Source organism: Shewanella sp. M-Br, assembly GCF_036245925.1.
GTDB lineage: Bacteria > Pseudomonadota > Gammaproteobacteria > Enterobacterales > Shewanellaceae > Shewanella > Shewanella oncorhynchi.
Genome location: NZ_BJBV01000001.1, coordinates 198,143 through 212,770 on the forward strand (window position 1 = coordinate 198,143; position 14,628 = coordinate 212,770).

Genomic DNA, 14,628 nt, shown 5'->3' on the forward strand with positions numbered 1-14,628 from the left:
GCGTTACATCCAGAATGCAATGTAGATCAGGGTAAACACCGGCAAGGCTGCAGTCAGGCTGTCGATGCGGTCGAGCACGCCGCCGTGACCGGGCAAAATAGTGCCAGAATCTTTAATACAGGCCGCACGCTTAAACATACTCTCAGATAAATCGCCCAGCGCTGACACTAAAGCAACAAATAAGGTCACTGCCACAACCAAACCCAGTTCTTGCTCTGGCGAATAATACATAACACCTGCAACCACGAGCATAGTCGTCACTAAACCACCAACTAGGCCTTCCAAGGTTTTAGCAGGGCTCACTGCAGGCATCAGTTTCGTTTTACCTATCGCTTTACCGACGAAGTAAGCCCCAGAATCTGCGGCCCACACAATCAACATCACTAACAGTACTAATACTGGGCCGTAATAGGGTGAAGTTTGTGAGCTAATAGATTTGAGTGCGATAAGAGCAACAAAGCAAGGCACTAAGGTTAACTGTCCAAACATGGACTTAAACATAGGATTCTTTTGCCAGAACTTAGCGCTTTTAGGATAAGTTACCACTAATAATAGTGATGCTAACCACCAGAATGCGCCAATATAGAGAATGGCCAAATAGATAGGATGTAATTGGTGGCTTAACCAAACTGCATCAATTGGCACGATCAGATTAATTGCCACCAATAAGATACCAACTGTGAAGGTAAAGCTCCACTGAGTGACATCACACTGATTATCGATAATTCTTCCCCATTCCTTTGCTGCAATAAGGAAGACGGCAACTAAGGCCCAGGCGAAGTAGCTGGCAGGGAGCAAAAATATCGCCCCCAAAACTAATGGAACTAACCAAGTTGCTGTTATTATTCGTTGTTTTAGCAAAAAAAAATCCCTCATGAGGTTTTACAATGCACGCATCTCATCAATCTGACTTCCAGTCAGACCAAAACGGCGCTGGCGACTTGCAAAAATGGCTATCGCTTCATGAAAAGCCTGTTCATCGAAATCAGGCCAAAGGGTGTCGGTAAACACCAATTCTGCATAGGCCGCCTGCCACAGCACAAAATTGCTGATGCGACAGTCCCCGCCCGTGCGGATCATTAAATCAACTTCACTCTGATTTTGCATGCACAAATGTGCACTTAAGGCTTCTTCGGTGAACTGACTGCTGGTCATTTCGCCAGTTTCGACCTTTTCCGCTAATTTTTGTGCTGCTTGAAGTATGTCCCAACGGCCACCATAGTTAGCCGCAACATTTAGAATCAAGCCAGTATTGCGAGATGTCTTCTCTTGAGCAGCAGCAATTTGCTTCTGTAATCGCGCCGAAAAGCGGCTGATATCACCAATAATGTTGAGCTTAACCTGATTCTTATCCAGCAATTTAATTTCGCGCTGTAATACGGTAAAAAACAACTCCATCAGCAAGCTGACTTCTTTATCGGGTCTACGCCAATTCTCGCTAGAAAATGCGAATAAGGTTAGCGATTCAATCCCTAATTGGCTTGCCGTGCTTACAGCTCTTCTAACGGCCTTAACACCAGCCTTATGTCCCATCACTCGTGGTTTACCTTGGGTTTGTGCCCAACGCCCATTGCCATCCATGATAATAGCAACATGCTTAGGTAACGACTGTTTCACGAGTTCGGGTAATTGTCCCGGCAAGGTCGTTTGAGTGTATAAATCACTCTCACTCGTCCTAGGGTGCGGATCAAGTTCCACTGTGGATGACATCTAATACAGCCCTTTAAAATAGACAAACGCCGTGTAGTATACCCCTACACGGCGCATCAACTCTAGCTTATCGAACTGAGATTAGACTTCCATCAACTCAATTTCTTTGGCCGCTAAAATCTCATCGACCTTTTTAATGTGAGCATCGGTGAACTTTTGCACTTCTTCTTCACTGCGACGCACATCATCTTCAGTACAAGCTTTAGCTTTTTCAAGCTTTTTCACTTCAGAAATCGCATCACGACGCACGTTACGGATAGCAATACGACCGTTTTCAGCTTCGTTACGCACCACTTTGATGAAGTCTTTACGACGTTCTTCGGTCAGCGCGGGTAATGGAATACGTAATGTCGCGCCAGCTGACATAGGGTTCAGACCTAAATCAGAGCTCATAATAGCCTTTTCAACAGCTTGGATAGCACTACGGTCAAACACAGTCACAGACAGAGTGCGTGAATCTTCAACGCCCACGTTAGCCACTTGGTTTAGTGGCGTCATAGTGCCGTAGTAAGAGACTTGAATGGAATCCAGCAGGCTTGGGTGGGCACGACCGGTACGCACTTTTGCCATTTGGTTTTTAGTCGCGTCAACGCATTTACCCATACGCTCTTGCGCATCTTTCTTAATGTTCTCAATCACGTTAAATGTCCTTCTTGGTCATTAAATAACTTTTTTCGCTCTGATCAGCGTGCCTTCTTCTTCACCCATGATAACGCGGCGTAGAGCGCCAGGTTTATTCATGTTGAAGACTAAAATAGGCATGTCGTGATCACGCGCCATAGTAAAGGCGGCTAAGTCCATTACTTTTAATTCTTTTTCCAGAATTTCCGCATAAGTCACTTCATCATACTTAACGGCGTCTGGGTTCTTCATTGGATCTTCGGAGTATACACCGTCGACTTTAGTGCCTTTCAATACGACTTCAGCTTCGATTTCAATGCCGCGTAAACAGGCCGCAGAATCGGTCGTGCAGAAAGGATTACCTGTACCGGCAGCAAAAATAACCACTCGGCCAGATTTTAGCAAGCTGATCGCTTCAGCCCAATTGTAATCATCACACACACCCTTTAACGGGATAGCTGACATCAGACGAGCATTAACATAGGCACGGTGCAGGGCGTCTCGCATTGCCAAGCCGTTCATAACCGTTGCCAGCATACCCATGTGATCGCCCACCACACGGTTCATGCCTGCTTTTGCTAGGCCTTCACCGCGAAACAGATTACCACCACCAATAACCACACCCACCTGAATACCCAGCTCAACCAGCTCTTTCACTTCCTGAGCCATGCGATCTAATACTTTGGGGTCGATGCCGAAGCCTTCGTCGCCCATCAGTGCTTCGCCACTTAATTTAAGAAGAATGCGTCTAAATGCGGGTTTTGGATTGGTGCTCATAATTTTTATCCTGGTCATAACAAGACCGCAGCTATTGCCGCGGTCTTGGGGGTATTTAGCGTTGGCGATTAAGCCTTTTTAGAAGCAGCGATTTGAGCAGCAACTTCAGCCGCGAAATCTTCTTCTTTCTTCTCAATACCTTCACCCACTTCTAAACGAATGAAGTTAGTGACTTTAGCGCCTTTCTCTTTCAGAATTTCGCCAACAGTTTTCTTTGGTTCCATGATGTAAGCTTGACCAGTCAGAGAAATCTCACCGGTGAACTTCTTCATACGACCTAGAACCATCTTCTCAGCGATCTCTGCCGATTTGCCTTCGTTCATTGACATTTCGATTTGCAGAGCTTGTTCTCTTGCAACGATTTCTGCAGGAACATCTTCTGGGTTCACGTATTCAGGCTTAGAAGCAGCAACGTGCATTGCGATGTGCTTTAAGGTTTCTTCGTCAGCTTCACCAGCAACAACAACGCCAATGCGCTCACCATGACGGTATGAAGATAGGTTTGCACCATCGATGTACTCAACACGACGAATGTTGATGTTTTCACCGATTTTAGTTACCAATGCAACGCGTGCATCTTCAAACTGTGCTTTTAAATCTTCAAGAGTCACTTTAGATGCAGCAGCGGCATCTAATACTGCGTTCGCGAATGCTAAGAAGTTTGAATCTTTAGCAACGAAGTCAGTTTGACAGTTAACTTCTAATAGCGCAGCGAAACCTTCGCCATTCTTGATCAGAATTGTACCGTCAGCAGCGATGTTACCCGCTTTTTTAGCCGCTTTAGCAGCGCCAGACTTACGCATGTTGTCAATTGCTAACTCCATGTCGCCGTTAGCTTCTGTCAGAGCGTTTTTACAATCCATCATGCCTGCGCCAGTACGGTCGCGCAGTTCTTTAACTTGGGCAGCAGTAATTGCCATTGTTAAATCCTCTATAAAAAATCGACTAATTTGCAGATATAAAACAGGGGCCGAATGGCCCCTGTTAACCAATCAAAAATCTTGGTTAATAAGGGTGATGATAATCATCCCGCCTTATTATTATTCGGCTTCTACGAAACCGTCTTGCTCAGCTTGAACAGCCAAATCTTGACCACGGCCAGCTTTTGCAGCAGCAGCAACAGAAGAAGTGTACAGGCGGATAGCACGCATAGCGTCGTCGTTACCAGGAACGATGTAGTTAACACCATCTGGCGCAGAGTTAGTATCAACAACTGCAACAACAGGGATACCCAGGTTGTTAGCTTCTTTAATAGCGATATGCTCATGGTCAGCACCAATGACGAATAATACGTCTGGCAGGCCGCCCATGTTTTTAATACCACCTAAAGATTTTTCCAGCTTTTCAAGCTCACGAGTACGCATCAGCGCTTCTTTCTTGGTCAGCTTGTCGAAAGTACCGTCTACTGATTGGCTTTCCAGTTCTTTCAGACGTTTGATTGACTGACGAACGGTTTTCCAGTTAGTCAGCATACCGCCTAACCAGCGGTGATCAACATAGTACTGGTCACAAGACAGAGCAGCTTCTTTGATCGCTTCGCCAGCAGCACGTTTAGTACCAACGAATAATACTTTACCTTTCTTTGAAGCTACGTTGCTGATGAAAGCTAGCGCTTCATTGAACATTGGCACAGTATGCTCAAGGTTGATGATGTGAACACCGTTGCGAGCACCGAAAATGAATGGCTTCATTTTTGGGTTCCAGTAACGGGTTTGGTGACCGAAGTGGACACCGGCCTGAAGCATATCGCGCATTGAAACTGTAGTCATTTCTATTACCTTAAAATTTAGGGGGTTAGACCTCCACGTATCCCATGTCTTCGACCCCTTATATAACAACTGAGGGCACCCCGAAGAATGTGTCGACACGTGTGTGATTTAGTATTTAGACAAATAGCCATGTATAATGGCCGCCATCTTTAGTCTTGCAAGTATCAAAGCAGCGCAAAAGCTGGCTTGGACAATTCATCAAGACTTAAACATAACGGCGCGCTTTATACCATAAATAGCCCTAAAGCACAAATTTTTGCATTAGGTTGCGTGGCCAACAGACATTAAAGACACAAGAGAAAACGCAATGAGTATAGTCATCAAGACCGCTGAAGAAATTGAAAAAATGCGTGCTGCGGGCAAACTAGCCGCACAGGTATTAGAAATGATCGCGCCGCATGTTAAACCGGGCGTGACCACCAATGAGCTCAATGACCTCTGCGCCAAATATACCGAAGAGCAAGGTGCGATTTCGGCGCCGCTTAACTACCATGGTTTTCCTAAATCCATTTGTACTTCTGTAAACCATGTGATTTGCCACGGCATTCCAAACGACAACCCACCATTGAAAGAAGGCGATATCCTCAATATCGACATCACAGTGATTAAAGACGGTTATCACGGCGATACCTCGATGATGTTTTTAATCGGTGAAGTGAGTGCGAAGGACAAACGTCTGTGCCGCATCGCGCAAGAAAGCCTGTATTTAGCTATTCGTAAGGTGCGTCCAGGTTTAAAACTGGGTGAAATTGGCAATACTATCGAAAAATTCATCAAAGCAAGTAAAACAGGCCTTGAGAAATATTCCATCGTGCAAGATTATTGTGGCCACGGTATTGGCTCGGGTTTCCATGAAGAACCTCAGGTTATGCATTACCGTAACGGCGATAACACAGTATTACGCCCAGGCATGTGTTTCACCATTGAACCTATGATCAATGCCGGTCGCCACACGACCATACTCGATCGCGATGATAAGTGGACGGTAACGACCTCCGATGGTAAAAATTCAGCCCAGTGGGAACATACCTTACTGGTGACTGAAAAAGGAGTTGAAGTACTTACCCTGCGTGAGGATGAGGATTTCCCACGTATCATCAATCACGAGCGATAGGCCACCACAAAAATAAAAACAAGGGACTCGATGAATATAGCTCTGCTCGCTAAACAATCATTAATCGAACAGAATCAGATTCTTTTGGCCAGTTTTAAGGCTAAAACCCCGATTGAAGAGCTCGTCACGCAGCGCTGTCAATTTGTCGATGCCCTTGTCAAGCAAGCTTGGGAACAGCACGGTCTAAGGGAATATGATATTGCCCTGATTGCCGTGGGCGGCTATGGCCGTGGGGAGCTGCATCCCCACTCAGATGTAGACTTGCTGTTCCTGTTTAATGATATCTTGTCACCCGCCGCCGAAGCAGCACTCAGTCAGTTTATTGCCTTTCTATGGGATGCCAATCTGGAAATCGGCCACAGTGTCCGTACGTTAAACGACACGATTATCCTCGGCCGTGAAGACATCACCATAGCCACCAATCTGTTAGAGGCACGATTGCTCGAAGGGCCCGAATTTTTATTCGATCAACTTTATGATGCGATTCGTCAGAGTGACTTTTGGACTTCAAGCGATTTTTTTATCGCAAAACGGGATGAGCAAAATGCCCGCCATGCCAGAGCCAGTGCCTTCGATTTAGAACCCAATATCAAGAGTTGTCCCGGTGGTCTTAGGGATATTCAAACCATTGCTTGGGTAGCCATGCGTCACTTTGGCGCCGCTCGCCTCGAAGAATTAGTCCAATACGACTTTTTAGAGCCCGGTGAATTAGAAGAGCTGCTCGAATGTCAGCACTTTTTGTGGAAGTTACGCTTTGCTCTGCATATGGTGGTCGGTCGCGATGAAAATCGCTTACTCTTTGATGTACAACGCCAAGTTGCCGAGCTTATGGGGTATGAAGACGCCACCCAGCTTGCTGTTGAGCAAATGATGAAACGTTACTATCGCACGGTACGCCGAGTGATGGAGCTAAACGAAATGTTGCTGCAGCTGTTTAAACGGGCAACACTGGGGCACACAAAAGCTTTAGAAATTCAATCGATAGATAAACACTACCAGCGCCGCGGCACTTTTATCGAAGCGCTAAGCGATGATCTTTTCGATAGCGGCGAAGAAATTGTCCGGCTGTTTTTGTTAGTCGCTAAAAACTCCAACATCAAAGGCATTTACGCACCAACGCTGCGTTCGCTGCGCCGAGCAAGACGCGCCCAGCCGCAAGCCTTACAAGAAAACCCGCTTTGTCGCCAAGCCTTTATGGAAATTCTGCGCCACCCTCGCGGCATTGTTGCTTTGTCTTTAATGCATAAACACGGTGTGTTATCGGCCTATCTACCCGCATGGCGAAATATTGAAGGCCAGATGCAGTTCGACCTGTTCCACGCCTATACAGTCGATGAACACACCCACAGATTACTGCTCAATATCGAGCGTTTTTCCCAAGCCGAACAAAAGGAAGAATTTCCCTTAGGCTCGATTCTGATCAACCAACTGCCGAAAAAGGGCTTACTGGTATTAGGCGCTATCTTCCACGATATCGCCAAAGGCCGCGGTGGCGATCACAGTAAACTAGGCTCAAGCGATGCCCTCGCCTTTTGTAAGCTGCACGGGTTAAACGATCACGATGGCCGTCTAGTCGCTTGGCTGGTTGAGAATCATCTAGTGATGTCTGTCACCGCCCAGCGCCGTGATATTTCCGATCCCGATGTGGTGGCCGACTTTGCCAATAAAGTCCGCGATGCCGTGCATTTAAGCTATCTGTACTGCTTAACCGTCGCCGATATCTGCGCCACCAACGAAAAAACCTGGAACAACTGGAAAGGCTCACTGCTGCGCGATTTGTACTTTTCGACCCAAAGGGTGCTCGCCCGCGGTAAAGAAAAACCCGTCGATATTCGTGCCAGAGTGCGTGAATACCAAGCTAAGGCGAAAAAAGAGCTGCTGCGCCGTGGACTGAAAGAGAAAGATCTCGATGCCCTGTGGCAACGTTTTAAGGCAGATTACTTTTTACGCCATCAGCCAAATCAAGTCGCGTGGCACGCCGAAGCGATTTTAAAGCACAAACAACAGGATGAGCCTTTAGTCTTAGTGTCCAAACACACCACCCGTGGTGGTACTGAGCTATTTGTCTATTGCCAAGACAGACCTAAATTGTTCGCAACTGTGATGGCGGTACTCGACAATAAAAATATCAACGTCCATGATGCCAACATCATGACGTCAAAAGATAATTATGCCCTCGATACCTTTGTGATCTTAGAGCAGGATGGTGAGCCCGTTAGCCAGCTTTCACGCATCCAAAGTATCCGTAAGGCGCTTGAGAAAGCCCTGTCGAGCGACAGTCCAAAACTGCCGCGCTTTAGAAAACTATCGCGCAAGATGAAACCTTTTAATGTGCCGACACAAGTGAGTTTCCTCGAAAGCAGTCGTCATGGTACAAGTATGATGGAGCTTATCGCCTTAGATTCGCCAGGATTACTGGCAAAAGTCGGGGATATCTTTTACCGTTGCAACACAACATTACTCGCGGCCAAAATCACCACCATTGGTGAGCGAGCCGAAGACTTTTTTATGCTGCAGACCAATGACGGCTTGCAACTTAACGAAACCCAAGAGAATACCCTCAGGGATGCTTTAATCAGTGCCCTGAGTGCAAAGAATATCGAATCAGTTAATTAACGAGACCAGTGGGAGAAGTAAATGGAGGCTTTACGCCAACGTATTGAGGCGGCTTTTGAAGCTCGCGCCGACATCACGCCAAGCACAGTTGACGCAGGTGTGCGCAGCGATGTACAAAATGTCATCAATATGCTCGATAAAGGTGAAGTCCGTGTCGCCGAGAAAATCGACGGACAATGGCATGTGCACCAATGGCTGAAAAAGGCGGTATTACTGTCCTTCCGTATTTTCGATAACGTGGTTATCGATGGCGCCGAAACCAAATACTTCGACAAAGTGCCGTTAAAATTTGCCGAATATGATGAAGCCCGCTTTAAAGCAGAAGCCATTCGTGTAGTGCCTTCGGCGACAGTACGTAAAGGCTCATTCATAGGTAAAAATACCGTGTTGATGCCATCCTATGTGAACTTAGGTGCTTATGTTGATGAAGGCACTATGGTTGACACTTGGGCAACGGTTGGCTCATGCGCACAAATCGGTAAAAACGTGCATTTATCTGGCGGAGTGGGCATTGGTGGCGTACTTGAGCCATTGCAAGCGGGCCCAACTATCATCGAAGATAACTGTTTTATCGGTGCACGTTCTGAGATTGTTGAAGGCGTTGTGGTTGAAGAAGGCTCAGTGATTTCTATGGGCGTGTATATCGGCCAAAGCACTCGAATTTACGATCGCGAAACCGGCGAAGTGCATTACGGTCGTGTGCCAGCAGGCTCTGTTGTTGTTTCTGGCAACCTGCCATCTGCCTGTGGCAAATACAGCCTCTATGCCGCCATTATCGTTAAGAAAGTGGATGCAAAAACTCGCAGTAAAGTGGGTATCAACGAATTACTGCGTATTGTTGATTAACAGTCACAGCATTTGTTCGATAACATGAGTTCCATAAAAAGATGCCTAAGGGCATCTTTTTTATTGTCGGTAAAATTTAGCCTACGGTTGCGCTGTCATTATCAGGCTTAAAAATAAAGTGTTTAATAAGACACTTAAATCAAACTCTCAACTTCGCGAAAAGCGTTTCTTGTCATGGCAATGGCCCGCCAGCCGATAATCCCCAATGGCTGCTGTGCTTTGTTTATCACCACAAGATATTCTGAATCCAAAAGATTCAACTGCAATAAGGCATCTTCCGATGTCGCCACCTCACTGATGGTTGGCACCGAATGCTGCATGATCTGATGGGCTTTTTTATGCAGTGATGCCCTATCCTGCTCACGCTCAGCCGCAGTGCCAAGTAATGGGCTAAACCAATGTTCCAGTAAGCGACTCGTGATCACCCCTAGTATCTTATGTTGCTCATCCAATACCACGGCCACCTTAGCATGGGCAGTCGTAAGTAAACGCTTAATATCAACTAACTCATGGTCGAGTGAAATAGTGACTAAAGGTTCAAGCGGCGCAGCACCGATATGATCGCTAATACTCAACTCTCGATTAATCAAAATCGCTAAACAAGTTTCGACTATCTCAGGGTCAAAAAGTGTCCCTTTACCCGCACGCAGCACTTCAGTCATTTTCTCCAGCCCTAACGATGGGCGATAAGGCCTGTGGGACAATATCGAATCGGCAACATCGGCTACGGCAATAATTTTCGCCTCATATAAAATCGCCTCATCCTTTAAGCCCGCGGGATAACCTGAGCCATCGAGCCGCTCATGATGCTGTAAAATCATCTCTTTAATGGGCCAAGGAAACTCCACATCCTCAATAATTTCAGCACCATGTAATGGGTGAGTCTGAATTAATGCGTATTCTTCTTTTGAAAGTTTTGACGGTTTTGTCAAGATCTGCGATGGAATCGCTAACTTGCCGATATCATGGACTAAGGCACCAATCTTCAGCCCTTCTAAACGCAGCGGGTCTAAACCTAATTTCTCACCAATCAAATAACTTAATTGCGCCACCGACTTTTGATGCCCTGCGGTATAGGCATCTTTCAGTTCTAATGCCTCAGAAATAGCACTAATAAGCTGGGTTAACGATTGAGATAATTGCTCTTTTTGCGCTTTAATGATTTTGGACTGGCGGGATACCGCGCGCAATGTGCGTGGTAGTTCAATGCTGTGCCATAAAATGCTGGCAAAAGTCAGTAATGATCTCGCATCATTACGACTATAAGGCTCTTTACGGTCGACCACGCACAGCATGCCCACTAAGCGACTGCGAAATAAAATCGGCACCGCCAAGTAACGCCCTCCAAGTAGCAGTTTATCTAAGGGCAAATCCCCTAAGCGCCTTTGGGAGTCGGTTTGATTTTGGATGATCGGCTTATAATCTCGCACACATTCGAGCCATACGCGGCTTTCAAGTTCTGACACTTGGGTATTATCTTCAACAAAATCGGCTTGATTAGCCTCTGCGTGGGGATACTCAGAACGCGCGGCGAGTGTGAGTGTTTTTAACTTTTCGTTATGCAACAGAATAAAGCCATATCGACTGCCAGTGAGTGACATCGCCTTAGAAACTGCGACTTTAAATACTTCTTCTTGGGAGGATTTAATCACATCTTCAATGTGTTGCAGCCAAGCATCGCTGGCTTGAATCGCTCGACGATAATCCGAGTGCAACTCCTTCATCTGCGGATCTTCAAAATTGATGTCGGATAGAATCAAATACCATCCCATTTCAGGCAAAGAATGCAGCGCGAGATGCACACGTATGCCGCGATGATCTTGTAATTGAAAACCGATTTCTTGGCCGCGTCGCCTCACAATATCGGCGCATAGTTCAGCATTAAAAGCACTAAACAATTGGCTAATGGGTTGATTAATGATTTGCGCCGCAGAGCGTTTGCAACGGCTGTAAAAGGCTTGGCTCATCCGTAGCACACAAAACTGCTCATCTAGCTGTGCCCAAGATAAATTCAAACTATCGGGCAAGTCTTTCATTCCAACAATAAGGCTTTGACGAGTTGACATCCAGCACTCCGACCTGTAATTCGAGCATGGGCAATACACTATACCGCTATGTTCACCCCAATGTGAGCACTATAAAATCTCCAATAAACATAATGATAGCTGATTTCATGACAGACGCGGGTTAAAATAAATGCCGCTGAATGTCATGCCATTGCCACGACTCACCTACATCTTAAAAAACGATCGTTTTATTGCCGTACACGACCACTTGTTCGTTGAGCACTAATTGCAGCGCTTTACTCAATACACTCTTTTCAACATCGCGCCCAGCACGTGCCATTTCTAAGGCGCTATAACTGTGGTCGACGGGAATCACGTCTTGTTTAATGATCGGCCCTTCATCGAGGCAATTATTCACAAAATGCGCCGTCGCACCGATAATTTTCACCCCGCGCTCCCAGGCTTGGCGATAGGGTGCTGCGCCGATAAAAGCAGGTAAAAAAGAATGATGGATGTTGATGATGCGATTAGGATATTGCGCCACAAAATCAGGCGTTAATACCCGCATATACTTAGCCAAGACTAAATAATCGGGTTCGTATTGAGATACCGCAGCCAACAGTGCTTGCTCGTGTTGAATTCGGTCTAAGCCTTCGTGACTCACCAGATGAAAAGGGATGTTAAACTTCTCTGCCAATTCACGTAGTGCATCATGGTTACCCACCACAGCGGCAATCTCGACACTTAAACCACCGTAATAGGCTTTCATTAACAAATCGCCTAAACAGTGTGCTTCCTTTGTGACTAACACCACAATGCGTTTTTTACCCGCGCTAACTAACGTCATATGATTTTGCGTAGGCAGTACGTCACGCAGATCCTGCAATAACAGTTCGCTGTTAAAAATGCCCTCTAACTCAGTTCGCATAAAGAAACGCCCTTGGGCATTATCCACAAACTCACTGTTTTTGATGATATTCAGTTTATGAGTAAAACAAACACTGGTGATTTTAGCGATGAGGCCTTGGGCATCAGCGCAATCCGTCAGTAAGATTTTACGTTCTATGGATGGCGAAGTATTACCGCGAGTTTCAGTCATTTGTTGCAAAGTTGGCTCTCCTATATTGTCCCTACATCGAGTTTGCCATAGCAAATCATGCTGAACAGTATGAAAACCCTATAATGTGAAAATAAAAATGATATTTCAGAGGCTTGAATCAATAAAATGTAAAAATTAAGCAGTTAATTTTGTAAAAACACAATCCTAGCGGCGAGTATCTAAGTAACGCTGCAATACTTTACGCAGGGTTTCGGCCTTAGTGCCGTAAACCACCTGCACACCTTTGCCCATAACAATCACGCCCTTAGCACCCAACTGACTCAAACGCACCTTATTGACTAACTCGGGCTTGTGCACGCTCAAGCGTAACCGTGTCAAACAAGCATTAAGTTCAACGATATTTTCACGCCCGCCGAGCGCCGCAATAATCGCCCGTAAACTTTCTTTAGGTCCTTTACTGTCGTTATGCTCAAGCCTACCGGGAGTTTTCAAATTAAAAGCTAAAATACTCAGTCTAAACAACAGGTAATATATTATGGCGGTTAAAGGCCCAAGGAAAATAAACCAGCTGGCATTACGGGACAATGGAAATAGCAGCGTAAAGTCCACCAGCCCTTGGGAGAATACTATGCTGTGGTGAATATCCAGCATAATACAGACAAAATAAGCGAGCCCAGTGAGTAAGGCGTGAATAATAAATAGAATCGGCGCCACAAACATAAAAGCAAATTCGATAGGTTCAGTCACCCCAGTTAACCAACTGGCCGCCCCCGCCGAGAGCATAATACCCGCCACGCGATTCCGCTCTGAGGGATCAGCACAGCGCCACATTGCCAGTGCAGCCGCCGGTAATCCCCACATTTTAATCAGATAACCACCGGCAAGGTTTCCTGCCTGCGGATCGCCCGCTAAATAGCGCGCCACCTCACCACGAACGACTTCATGCCCCAATAACTGATATTGGCCCACCTCTAGGTAAAAAGGCGCATTCCAAATATGGTGTAGACCAAGGGGTATAAGTAACCGCTCTAATGCGCCATAAACACCAAAGGCGATGGCCGGTTTTTGATAAACCGCCCAGTCGGATACGCGCTCAATCAATAAAGCTAAGGGTGGCCACACATGGGCTAGTACATAACCTAGGCTCATCGCTAGGGGAATAATAAGTAAAGATGCACTGCGACGTCCCTCGAAGAAAGAGAAAATCGCAGGCAAGCGAATATATTGACTCCAACGGACTGCGAGGCAAGTGATACCACCGAGCATCATGCCACCTGCAATTCCAGTATCTAAGGTATCCATTCCTAATAAAGGTTGGGTTGGAAGTCGATACAAATCGGCCAGTGCGGCTAACGTCGCCGTCATCACCCCATAACCAAACACTGCCGAAAAGGCGGCAATGCCTTGATCGCGACAAAAACCAATAGCGACAGCCACGGCAAATAACATCGGCATAATGGCGAAAATGAGTTTGCCCACCGCCAGCATCAGCACTGTCAGCTCTTCGGGCATAAAAGGAATTGGACTAACGGTTAAGCCGAGCATAACCCCAGCGGCGGGTAAAATGGCAATAGGAATAAGCAGCGCTTGGCTTAAGCGCTGGGCAAATTTAAACCACTGTAGATTGACGAAACTACCTAAGCGACGAGCTCGGTTTTGACGACTTGATTCCAGCGTTCTAGCCATTTTATCGCTTCAACCTCAGGTTCCATGGTTTCACAGGCATCAATTTCGAGTAATTCCACCAGCGGCTTAGCGCCAAGTTCACTCAAGAGTGCATCTACCGACTTACCTGCACCGCAGAAAGTCTCATAACTTGAATCACCTAGAGCTATCACACTGTATCTAAGCTCAGGTAAATAGGGGGCTAGATGTTTAAGATTATGGTACCAAGACTGAATATCATCGGGTAAGTCCCCTTGTCCGGTCGTCGAAGTCACCACCACTAACAATTCATCCTGAGGAGGAATAAAGCTTGCTACCTCATTAGGTTGCCACAATGTGACATCATAACCTAAAACTTGCATTTCTTTCTCTAGGGTTTCAGCGGCAAATTGTGCACTACCATATACAGTGCCAAACACCAGATTCACCTTTTTCATGATACAC

Annotated in this window: 13 protein-coding genes; 3 read left to right on the forward strand and 10 right to left on the reverse strand. The window is 46.2% G+C overall.

The features are described from left to right. Positions 1 to 3: 3 nt before the first annotated feature. From AAA952_RS00850 to rpsB, 6 genes are all read right to left on the reverse strand, one after another. Complete coding sequence (locus tag AAA952_RS00850) at positions 4 to 861, reverse strand: phosphatidate cytidylyltransferase (RefSeq protein WP_105249720.1); 858 nt, start codon at positions 859 to 861, stop codon at positions 4 to 6. Between the two features lie 21 nt (positions 862 to 882). Beyond that, positions 883 to 1,710 (reverse strand): isoprenyl transferase, encoded by an 828-nt coding sequence (locus AAA952_RS00855; RefSeq protein WP_212600030.1) that lies wholly within the window; start codon positions 1,708 to 1,710, stop codon positions 883 to 885. Between the two features lie 81 nt (positions 1,711 to 1,791). Further along, the gene (gene frr, locus AAA952_RS00860; protein ID WP_012088724.1) at positions 1,792 to 2,349 is read right to left on the reverse strand and encodes a ribosome recycling factor; all 558 of its coding nucleotides are present in this window, start codon (positions 2,347 to 2,349) and stop codon (positions 1,792 to 1,794) included. A gap of 21 nt (positions 2,350 to 2,370) precedes the next feature. Then, entirely contained in the window at positions 2,371 to 3,108 is a 738-nt protein-coding gene (gene pyrH / locus AAA952_RS00865; RefSeq protein ID WP_006080981.1) for a UMP kinase, read from the reverse strand. A 68-nt stretch (positions 3,109 to 3,176) separates the two neighbouring features. Beyond that, positions 3,177 to 4,028 carry a translation elongation factor Ts gene (tsf, locus tag AAA952_RS00870; protein ID WP_028760606.1) on the reverse strand — a complete coding sequence of 284 codons (852 nt, stop codon included), beginning with the start codon at positions 4,026 to 4,028 and terminating at the stop codon, positions 3,177 to 3,179. 120 nt (positions 4,029 to 4,148) lie between these two features. Next, the gene (rpsB, locus tag AAA952_RS00875; RefSeq protein WP_028760607.1) at positions 4,149 to 4,877 is read right to left on the reverse strand and encodes a 30S ribosomal protein S2; all 729 of its coding nucleotides are present in this window, start codon (positions 4,875 to 4,877) and stop codon (positions 4,149 to 4,151) included. Between the two features lie 283 nt (positions 4,878 to 5,160). On the opposite strand from rpsB, the gene map reads away from it, so the two are divergent. Genes map through dapD form a run of 3 tightly spaced genes read left to right on the forward strand, consistent with a single transcriptional unit; the run spans position 5,161 to position 9,453 of the window. After that, complete coding sequence (map, locus tag AAA952_RS00880) at positions 5,161 to 5,991, forward strand: type I methionyl aminopeptidase (RefSeq protein ID WP_226058787.1); 831 nt, start codon at positions 5,161 to 5,163, stop codon at positions 5,989 to 5,991. Positions 5,992 to 6,021: 30 nt separating this feature from the next. Next, positions 6,022 to 8,607, forward strand: coding sequence for a bifunctional uridylyltransferase/uridylyl-removing protein GlnD (gene glnD / locus AAA952_RS00885; protein WP_168823186.1), 2,586 nt, complete (start codon positions 6,022 to 6,024; stop codon positions 8,605 to 8,607). A gap of 21 nt (positions 8,608 to 8,628) precedes the next feature. Continuing rightward, entirely contained in the window at positions 8,629 to 9,453 is an 825-nt protein-coding gene (gene dapD / locus AAA952_RS00890) for a 2,3,4,5-tetrahydropyridine-2,6-dicarboxylate N-succinyltransferase (RefSeq protein WP_028760609.1), read from the forward strand. Positions 9,454 to 9,587: 134 nt separating this feature from the next. Here the strand turns inward: dapD and AAA952_RS00895 are convergent, their stop codons facing one another. The 4 genes from AAA952_RS00895 to AAA952_RS00910 all read right to left on the reverse strand — a co-directional run bounded on the left by AAA952_RS00895 (position 9,588) and on the right by AAA952_RS00910 (position 14,621). After that, a complete protein-coding gene (locus AAA952_RS00895) occupies positions 9,588 to 11,519 on the reverse strand; it encodes an HD domain-containing phosphohydrolase (protein ID WP_338253578.1) in 1,932 nt (643 codons plus the stop codon). Positions 11,520 to 11,691: 172 nt separating this feature from the next. Further along, positions 11,692 to 12,558 (reverse strand): formyltetrahydrofolate deformylase, encoded by an 867-nt coding sequence (gene purU, locus AAA952_RS00900; protein WP_173497916.1) that lies wholly within the window; start codon positions 12,556 to 12,558, stop codon positions 11,692 to 11,694. 165 nt (positions 12,559 to 12,723) lie between these two features. Continuing rightward, positions 12,724 to 14,205, reverse strand: coding sequence for a PTS transporter subunit EIIC (locus AAA952_RS00905; protein WP_113938960.1), 1,482 nt, complete (start codon positions 14,203 to 14,205; stop codon positions 12,724 to 12,726). Beyond that, on the reverse strand, positions 14,157 to 14,621 hold the full coding sequence (locus AAA952_RS00910; protein WP_113938961.1) for a flavodoxin: 465 nt from the start codon (positions 14,619 to 14,621) through the stop codon (positions 14,157 to 14,159). The genes AAA952_RS00905 and AAA952_RS00910 overlap by 49 nt, the downstream gene beginning before the upstream one ends. Positions 14,622 to 14,628: the final 7 nt, after the last annotated feature.